General features: G+C 70.7%; 5 protein-coding genes. 2 read left to right on the forward strand and 3 right to left on the reverse strand.

What is annotated here, in order from left to right:
• Positions 1-20: 20 nt before the first annotated feature.
• From meaB to mutA, 3 genes are all read right to left on the reverse strand, one after another.
• On the reverse strand, positions 21-992 hold the full coding sequence (gene meaB, locus HMPREF0591_RS26350) for a methylmalonyl Co-A mutase-associated GTPase MeaB (protein ID WP_007171819.1): 972 nt from the start codon (positions 990-992) through the stop codon (positions 21-23).
• 76 nt (positions 993-1,068) lie between these two features.
• Positions 1,069-3,321 (reverse strand): methylmalonyl-CoA mutase, encoded by a 2,253-nt coding sequence (gene scpA / locus HMPREF0591_RS26355; RefSeq protein ID WP_007171820.1) that lies wholly within the window; start codon positions 3,319-3,321, stop codon positions 1,069-1,071.
• Between the two features lie 5 nt (positions 3,322-3,326).
• Positions 3,327-5,201 carry a methylmalonyl-CoA mutase small subunit gene (mutA, locus tag HMPREF0591_RS26360; protein ID WP_007171821.1) on the reverse strand — a complete coding sequence of 625 codons (1,875 nt, stop codon included), beginning with the start codon at positions 5,199-5,201 and terminating at the stop codon, positions 3,327-3,329.
• Between the two features lie 168 nt (positions 5,202-5,369).
• On the opposite strand from mutA, the gene HMPREF0591_RS26365 reads away from it, so the two are divergent.
• Both HMPREF0591_RS26365 and HMPREF0591_RS26370 read left to right on the forward strand, forming a co-directional pair.
• Positions 5,370-6,137 (forward strand): TVP38/TMEM64 family protein, encoded by a 768-nt coding sequence (locus tag HMPREF0591_RS26365; protein ID WP_007171822.1) that lies wholly within the window; start codon positions 5,370-5,372, stop codon positions 6,135-6,137.
• 132 nt (positions 6,138-6,269) lie between these two features.
• Entirely contained in the window at positions 6,270-7,061 is a 792-nt protein-coding gene (locus HMPREF0591_RS26370) for a trypsin-like serine protease (protein ID WP_157137587.1), read from the forward strand.
• Positions 7,062-7,268: the final 207 nt, after the last annotated feature.

The following is a 7,268-nucleotide window of genomic DNA, read 5'->3' on the forward strand; positions in this document are numbered from 1 at the left end:
TCGGATTGTTTATCTATCCGTTATTCTGACGCCGCCGATAATATTTGCTGCGCCGCCAGCGCCGGGGTCAGCTCCCCCGCCTTGACCTGGCGTTCGATGTCGGCGCGCATCTTGCGCACCTTTGGGTTGGTCAGCACCCGGTCCAACACGGTGTCGCGCACCATCTGCCAGGTCCAGTCGACTTGCTGGGCGCGCCGGCGCGCCTCGAACTCGCCGGCCTCGGTGAGCACCCGGCGATGACGTTCGATGGTCTCCCACAACTCCTCCAGCCCGGTCCCCTCCATCGCGCTCATGGTGAGAACCGGCGGGCGCCACAGCGTTTCGCGCGGGTGGATCAGCCGGATCGCGGAGGACAGTTCGCGGGCCGCCACCCGCGCCTCGGCGAGGTGTTCGCCGTCGGCCTTGTTCACCACCACGATGTCGGCCAGCTCCAGCGCGCCCTTCTTGATGCCCTGCAGCTGATCGCCGCTGCGCGCCAGGGTCAGCAGGACGAACGTGTCGACCATGTTGGCGACGGTCACCTCGGACTGGCCGACGCCGACCGTCTCGATGATGATCACGTCGAAACCGGCGGCCTCCAACAGCACCACCGTTTCCCGGGTCGCCTTTGCTACGCCGCCCAGCGTGCCCGACGTCGGCGACGGGCGGATGTAGGCATCCGGGTGCACCGCCAGGCGCGCCATGCGGGTCTTGTCGCCGAGGATCGACCCCCCGCTGCGCGTCGACGACGGGTCGACGGCCAGCACCGCCACGCGATGGCCCTGCTCGATCAGGTGCATGCCGAGCGCCTCGATGGTGGTGGACTTGCCCACCCCGGGCGTCCCGGTGATGCCGACGCGGTGCGCGTTGCCCGAGTCGGGCGTCAGCTCGAGCAGCAGCCGCTGCGCCTTCTCGTGATGGTCGGCGCGGGTGGACTCCAGCAGTGTGATGGCCCGCGGCAACGCGGCGCGGTCGCCGCGGCGTATCGCGTCGGCCAGCTCCTCGACGGTCATCACGGCTGCCCCGCGAAAATGCAACTGGCGACGCGTTTCCCGAGTGCGGCCGTCGGCAGTTGCAGTCTCGCGCAAATCATTCGAGCGTGTAGCCCTGCCGCTCGGCGAGCTTGTGCAGCAAGCCGATCGCGGCGTCCGCGATCACGGTCCCGGGCGGGAAGATGGCCGCGGCCCCGGCCGCATACAGCTCGTCGAAGTCGCCGGGCGGGATGACCCCGCCGACCACGATCATGATGTCGGGCCGCCCCACCCCGGCGAGCGCGTCGCGCAGCGCCGGCACCAGCGTCAGGTGCCCGGCGGCCAGCGACGAGACGCCGACCACGTGCACGTCGTTGTCGGCGGCCTGGCGGGCCACCTCCTCCGGCGTGGAGAACAGCGAGCCGACGTCGACGTCGAAGCCGAGGTCGGCGAAGGCCGTCGCGATCACCTTCTGGCCGCGGTCGTGGCCGTCCTGCCCCATCTTGGCCACCAGAATCCTGGGCCGGCGGCCGTCGGCCTCGGCGAACTTATCGACCAGTTCGGTGGCGGTGGCGATGTTGGGGGCCTTTCCGGCTTCGTCGCGGTAGACGCCGGCGATGGTGCGGATCTCCGCCTGGTGTCGCCCGTATACCTTTTCCAGCGCGTCGGAGATCTCCCCGACCGTCGCCTTGGCCCGGGCGGCGTTGATCGCCAGCGCCAGCAGATTATTACCCAGCCCGTCCTCGCCGGCGCGCCCGTGTGCCGCGGCGGCCCGCGACAGCTCGGCCAGCGCGGCCTCGACGGCGGGCTGGTCGCGGCTGGCCCGCAGCTCCTGCAGCTTGGCCAGCTGTTCGGCCCGCACCCGGCTGTTCTCGACCTTGAGCACCTCGACCTCTTGGTCCTCTTCGACCTGGTACTTGTTGACGCCGATCACCGGCTGCATGCCGGAGTCGATGCGGGCCTGGGTGCGCGCGGCCGCCTCCTCGATGCGCAGCTTGGGGATGCCCTCGCTGATGGCCTGCGCCATGCCGCCGTGCTCGGCGACCTCGGCGATGTGCGCGCGGGCCTTCTGCGCGAGCTGGTGGGTGAGCCACTCCACGTAATACGAGCCGCCCCACGGGTCGATCGGCCGCGTGGTGCCCGACTCCTGCTGCAGCAGCAGCTGCGTATTGCGCGCGATGCGGGCGGAGAAGTCGGTGGGCAGCGCCAGCGCCTCATCGAGGGCGTTGGTGTGCAGCGACTGGGTGTGCCCCTGGGTGGCGGCCATCGCCTCGATGCAGGTGCGGGCGACGTTGTTGAAGGCGTCCTGCGCGGTCAGCGACCAGCCGGAGGTCTGCGAATGCGTGCGCAGTGACAGCGATTTGGGGTTCTTCGGGTGGAACTGGGCGACCAGCTCGCTCCACAGCAGCCGGCCCGCACGCAGCTTGGCGACCTCCATGAAGAAGTTCATCCCGATGCCCCAGAAGAACGACAGCCGCGGCGCGAACTTGTCGATGTCGAGGTCGGCGTCCAGGCCGGCCTTGATGTAGTCGACGCCGTCGGCCAGCGTGTACGCCAGCTCCAGATCGGCTGTGGCACCGGCCTCTTGGATGTGATAACCGGAGATCGAGATGGAGTTGAACTTCGGCATCTTCGCGCTGGTGTAGCCGAAGATGTCGGAAATGATCCGCATCGACGGCTTGGGCGGATAGATGTAGGTGTTGCGCACCATGAACTCTTTGAGGATGTCGTTCTGGATGGTGCCCGCCAGCTTCTCCGGCGGCACGCCCTGCTCCTCGGCGGCCACCACGTACAGCGCGAGGATGGGCAGCACGGCGCCGTTCATGGTCATCGACACGCTCACGGTCGACAGGTCGATGCCGTCGAACAGCTGCCGCATGTCGAGGATGGAATCGATTGCCACGCCGGCCATCCCGACGTCGCCCTGCACCCGCGGATGGTCGGAGTCGTAGCCGCGGTGGGTGGCCAGGTCGAAGGCCACCGACAGGCCCTTCTGGCCGGCCGCCAGGTTGCGGCGGTAGAACGCGTTCGACTCCGCGGCCGTGGAGAACCCCGCATACTGGCGGATGGTCCACGGCTGGTTGACGTACATCGTGGGGTACGGGCCGCGCAGGAACGGCGGCTCGCCGGGGAAGGTGTTGAGCGGGTAACCGCCGGCGACCGCGGCGGCCCGGTCGGCGCCGATGTACACCGGCTTGACGGCGATGTCCTCCGGCGTGTGCCATTCGAGCTGGTCGGGGGTGTACCAGTGCGCCCTCGCGGCCGCGGCAACGTGCTTTTCCACGGCGGCCTCAGTAGGCGGCGGCAGCGGGCGGTCGCCGTTGAACGGGACCTCGGCGAAGTTGCCGATCACGGGTGCGGTTGTGGTCATCGCGGCTACGCTCCCAGTCGAGTGAGCAGGTTCGAGAGGGCTTCGACCGCATCGATTTTCGCGGTCAGGAACTCGTCGGGCCGGTGCTCGGCGTCACCGACGGCCTTCTCCGGCCCGGCCAGGCAGACCCTCGACACGCCGGCGGTTCGGGCCGCCTCGACGATCGACCCGGCCTCCTCGGAGTAGCGCTTGTCGGTGCCGCAGATGACCGCGACGCTCGGCGATCCGGCGTCGGCGACGGCCTTCGCGACCGTGGCGGCGTCGACCGTGCCCGGGTTGACGGCCTCGATCCCGCCCGACGCCAGCAGGTTGGCGGCGAACGTCGCCCGGATGTTGTGCTCGGCCAGCGGTCCCAGCGGAAGCAACAGCGCCTGCGGGCGCGCGCCGGTGCGGGCCAGGAAGGCGTCGGAGCGGTCGCGCAGGGCCTCGAACGCGGCGGCGTAGCGCCGCAGGTTGCCGGCGGGCAGCGGCGTACCCGAATCCGCCTGCGGCAGGGCCGGTTCGGTGAGGTTCGGGAACTCGTTGACACCGGTGATCGCGGTGCGACGGTGCGCGATGTCGTCGGCGCGCCGCGCGGCCACCTCGGCGATCTGCTCGACGACGTAGTCGCGCGCCTCGACGAACCCGCCGCGCGCCTCGATGGCCTGGAAGTGCGCCCAGGCCTGCTCGGCGAGCCGCGCGGTGAGGTCTTCGACGAACCACGAGCCGCCGGCCGGGTCCAGCACCCGGCCGACGTGGGACTCCTCGAGCAGCAGCAGCTGGGTGTTGCGGGCGATGCGGCGCGCGAAACTCCTTGCCGTGCCGGGGAAACCGCCCGGGATCGCCACGTCGAACGGCAGCACCAGCACGGTGTCCGCGCCGCCGACGCCGGCGCCGAAGGCGGCCAGCGTGCAGCGCAGCATGTTCACCCACGGATCGCGCTGGGTCATCATCGGCAGCGACGTTTCCGCGTGCACGGTGACGGCGCCGCCGTCCGGGTCGCCGAGGACCTCGGCGACCCGCGCCCAGAGCTGACGCACGGCCCGCATCTTGGCGAGCGTCACGAACTGGTCGTCGTCGGCGGCCAACCGGAAACTGATCTGCCGCAGCGCCTCGCCGACCGGCATGCCCGCCTCGGTGAGCCGCCGCAGATACGCCACCCCGGCGGCCACGGTGCCGGCCAGCTCCCACGTCGCGCTCGCGCCCAGGTTGTGGAACGCGGGCCCGTCGACGGTGATCGCCCGCACCCCATGCTCGCGGGCCGCGCGGGTGGCGACCGCGACGACCTCGTCGAGCGCGGGCGCGGGACGGTCGCTGACCGCCGCGGTGAGCGGGTCGCCGCCCAGGTCGATCGACAGCAGACCGCGCTGATCCGCCTCGACCCGGCCCGCCGCCGCCAGCATCACGTCGGCGGCGGCGCAGTAGTCAGCCCCGGCGTCGACGATCACCGGCACCATGCTCAGGTGCACGCCCTGCAGGGCGTCCTCGAGCTGGCCGGCCGTCACACCGGACTCCCCCACCCGCAGCACCAGCGCGCTCGCCCCGTTGCCCAGCGCCTCGAGCACCGCCGAATTGACGTCGCCGGCCGCCACACCGGCGACGCGATCGGCCGGGAACGCCTCGGCGACCTTCCAGCCGGACTTGACGTCGCGCAACGCGTCGGCGCCGCGCACATAGGGCCACTCGCCCGGCAGCGGCGGTTCCGGCAGCTCGTCCAGCGCCGTGTACAGCGCCCGGACGGCGATGCCGTCGTACGTCGGGGTCTCCAGCAGCCGCTCGGGCTCGTCCCCGAGCTCCCCGGGGTCCTTCCGGGTGCTTTTCGACAGCACGCCCGTAACCGCACTGCGCCAACGCCCGCGAACCTGTTCTAGTTCGGCGAGTTCGGGTACATCAATGGACACCGATTGCTCCCTTTATCCCAGCAAATGGGGCCTGCGACTTACTAATGAGGCTAATTGATCGGGCCGGTCGGCAGAAAACCGCGCGGCCCGGGGAGCGGGACGGCGCGGCGGTGAAACGCCAGCCTCGGGAAACGAGTTATTCACCTGCGGGCCGTAACCTTTACAGGCGTGACGGCTTCGGCCACCTGCAGAATCAACCGGACGCTGCGCGACCTCGGCGCCGCGCTGGGCGCGACCGCGCGTCTGCTGTCGCGTCCCCGGGCGATCGCCACAGTGGTCGGTATCACAGTCTTGATCGCGGCGGCATCCTGGCTTCCGCTGCCCACCCCGGTGCAGATGCGCGACTGGGCCGAGTCGGTCGGCCCGTGGTTCCCGTTGGCGTTCCTGGCCGCACACGTCGTGGCCACCGTGGTGCCGATCCCGCGGACGGCGTTCACCCTTGCCGCCGGCCTGCTGTTCGGCCCGCTCACCGGCGTGGCGATCGCGGTGGTCGCCAGCACCGCGAGCGCGGTGATCGCCCTACTGCTGGTGCGCGCGGTGGGGTGGCGGCTGAACCGGCTGGTTCGGCACCGGTCGATCGACACCGTGGACGAGCGGTTGCGGCAACGCGGCTGGCTGGCCATCCTGTCGCTGCGGCTGATTCCCGCCGTGCCGTTCTCGGCGATCAACTACGCCGCCGGTGCGTCGACAGTGCGCGTGCTGCCGTACACGCTGGCCACGCTGGGCGGTCTGCTGCCCGGCACCGCCGCCGTGGTGATCCTGGGCGACGCGCTCGCCGGTCACCCCAATTCGCTGCTGTACCTGGTGTCGCTGTGCACGGCGACCCTGGGCTTGACGGGCCTGGTCATCGAGATTCGCCATTACCGCCGGCACCACCGCCGCGCGCACAGCCCCGCCGCCGACGACCCCTCCCCCGAGCCGGCCGCCGTCAGCTAGCAAATTCGGCCAATCGCGACGGCCGGCGCGCCGAAGCTGGCAAGCTGGGGCCACACACATACCGGCACCGCGCTCAAAGGGGGGGTGTTGGCCGGAACCCAGGTGACGTACCCGCCGCCACAACGCTCCAAGATGCATTCGGCGTTGCTGGTGATCGCGTCCCTGTGCTGCGCCGCCGCCCTGGTCGCCGCCGCCGGCCTGCTGTCCAGGCACGCCAACCCCGCCCGCGAGCCCGGCCCACCGCCGCTGCTGTCGCCGATCGATCTGCCCGCGTCGACCGCGGTCGACCCCGGTGCGGGGATCTACGTCCAATACGCCGACGGGTCGGGCGGAATGGGCTGCACCGCAGGCTTTTTGGTGCGCACCAGGACCGGGCAGCCCGGGGTCCTCACGGCGGGCCACTGCAACCGCGCCGGCGGACCCAGCAAGGTGACGATCAACCTGGGCGGGGTCCTCCCCTACGCGACGCTGGGCACGTTCAGCCAGACCGTCAGCGAGGGAGTCCACGACGAACAGCACGACATCGGCCTCATCCTGCTCGACGGCGACAACGTCCCCCAGAACCCGGCCATCGGGGCGTCGTTGCCGGTCTCCGGCATCGCCGCCAACGTGCGGGTCGGACAGGAACTCTGCAAATTCGGGATGGGTTCCGGCGAGGCCACCTGCGGACGGGTCACCGAGGTCACCGGCAGCAAGGTGGTGTTCCTGGCGCCCGGCCAATGCGGCGATTCCGGCGGTCCGGTTTATTTCGACCACGGCGACGGCACGCTCCACGGCGTCGGCATCCTCATCCGCGGGGGCGACCCCTACCTCCGTAGGCCCGGGTGCGCGGCCCCGGCGAAATTCTCGGTCGCCGAACTGGTCCAGCCGTGGCTGGACCGGTGGCAGCTGACCGCCGTGACCGCGCCGTCCGCATCCGGCTGAGGCTTCTTCAGGCTGGCTTCAGGCTGGCTTCCTACTGTCGCCGATCGCGGCGATCCGCGGGTTCTCCGCGCGGGTGTGTGCGCCGCCGACAGAGAGGAGAGATGGGCCGAGTGAAGATCAACCAACTCATTGCCGGGTCGTTGCTCGCGGGAGCGCTGGGGCGGCCGTCGCCGGTTTCGGCGTCGCGGCGGCGAGCGCGGACCCGCC

This window comes from Mycobacterium parascrofulaceum ATCC BAA-614 (assembly GCF_000164135.1).
In the GTDB taxonomy this organism is placed as follows: Bacteria; Actinomycetota; Actinomycetes; order Mycobacteriales; family Mycobacteriaceae; genus Mycobacterium; species Mycobacterium parascrofulaceum.

Excerpts from the sequence above, each read along its gene's own strand:
- meaB (WP_007171819.1), bottom strand. The coding sequence starts at position 992 with ATGACCGTCGAGGAGCTGGCCGACGCGATACGCCGCGGCGACCGCGCC.
- scpA (WP_007171820.1), bottom strand. The coding sequence starts at position 3,321 with ATGACCACAACCGCACCCGTGATCGGCAACTTCGCCGAGGTCCCGTTC.
- HMPREF0591_RS26370 (WP_157137587.1), top strand. The coding sequence starts at position 6,270 with ATGCATTCGGCGTTGCTGGTGATCGCGTCCCTGTGCTGCGCCGCCGCC.